Source organism: Pseudomonas sp. AC463, assembly GCF_979253585.1.
The window spans coordinates 1-590 of the sequence record NZ_CEEDDZ010000067.1; the positions used below are offsets into that span (position 1 = coordinate 1).

General features: G+C 65.9%; 1 protein-coding gene. It reads left to right on the forward strand.

All coding sequences use genetic code 11. From position 1 onward, the window contains the following. Nucleotides 1-590, forward strand: a 590-nt coding sequence (locus AC0IYH_RS29100) for a hypothetical protein (RefSeq protein ID WP_471837476.1), incomplete at both ends; no start/stop codon positions are given.

Below are 590 nucleotides of genomic sequence, written 5' to 3' on the forward strand. Positions count from 1 at the left end.
GTTCGACGTCGTCATATTCATGGGCGTGCTCTATCATCTGCGCCACCCGCTGCTCGCGCTCGACCTGATCCGGGAGCATGTCGCGGACGATCTGATGCTGTTCCAGACGATGCAGCAGGGGTCGGACGACCTGTCCGACGTGCCGGCGAACCATCCCTTTCACAAGCCGGGCACGTTCGACCCGCCCGACTATTTCAACGATCCCGGCTACCCCAAGCTGCACTTCATCGAGCGCGAGTTCGCGGACCAACTGGTGGGCCCCGAACCGCGCCGCGAGCGAGGCGATGCTGCGCGCCGCCGGCTTCACGGTCGAGGCGCAGCCGGACCACGACGTATATCTGTGCCGCGTCGCGCCCGTTCCCTATGCGGAATATGGGCCGGCGGCGGTCTACCCTGCGAAAGGCGTGCGATGATCGAAGCGGCGATGATCTGGAACGAGCCCAACAACAAATCGCATTGGGACCCGGAGGTCGATCCCGACTGGTCGATCTTCGCCGACACGGTGACGCGGGCTGGCGGCGCGATCGCCGCGATCAATCCGGCGGTGACGCGTGTGCTGGGCGGCATGTCGCCGATCGACCCGCTGTGGC